We start from the raw sequence: 718 nt of genomic DNA on the forward strand, positions 1-718 counted from the left end.
GGAAGGCGCCGCTGTGCCAAAGCGCTACCTCACCATGGACGATGTCGACCGGATGGACGGTTTCAGCTTTGAGGTCTTATGTTGTTTGCTCTGGGGGAAATCTGGATATCAGTCAGTAGTCACACCGAAGCGGCGTGGTGACGGTGGTATCGACGTCGTAGCCTTGCGAGGGCGTGAAGGGGTGCTCCTTCAATGCAAGAGTTCTATCAACGACCAGGTCGGATGGGATGCCATCAAAGAGGTAACAGCGGKCGCCGCCAAATACCAAGCGCAATATGCGGGCACAAAATTCCGCAAGATAGCCGTTACCAATCAGGCATTTACCAGCGGTGCGGTCAGCCAAGCCGAAGCCAACCACGTTGAACTGGTTACCCGGCAACGGCTGGCAGAGCTACTCGGTGCCAATCCGGTGACGAACTTTGAGTTCGACGAGTGTCTGATGGCATGGTCGCCGATTGTGGCGGAGGCAGCTTAATGCCGAGAAGCAGTGAGGCATGGAGAAGAACTTGGTAGACTGGGCAGGGACTCTTTACCCGTATTGTTGCGAGTACCGTCGGCAGAGGCTAGGCTCTGGGGGGAGAATTGGGGGCGCAGAGACGCCGCCCCCAGCTTTTCACCTATTTCGATTGAGATGCACCACCGGAGGACAAGCCGCAGGCCCCGATTGATGCCTGCGGAACATAGGGGCGAGCATTCGTACGTTGTGCAAAGCGTCTCC

General features: G+C 57.0%; 1 protein-coding gene. It reads left to right on the forward strand.

Annotated features, from left to right (window positions below):
* The coding region (locus AC1DKD_RS41755; RefSeq protein WP_477144798.1) for a restriction endonuclease at positions 1 to 475 on the forward strand (475 nt) is incomplete at its 5' end.
* Positions 476 to 718: the final 243 nt, after the last annotated feature.

This window comes from Cupriavidus sp. 05T313, from assembly GCF_056396665.1.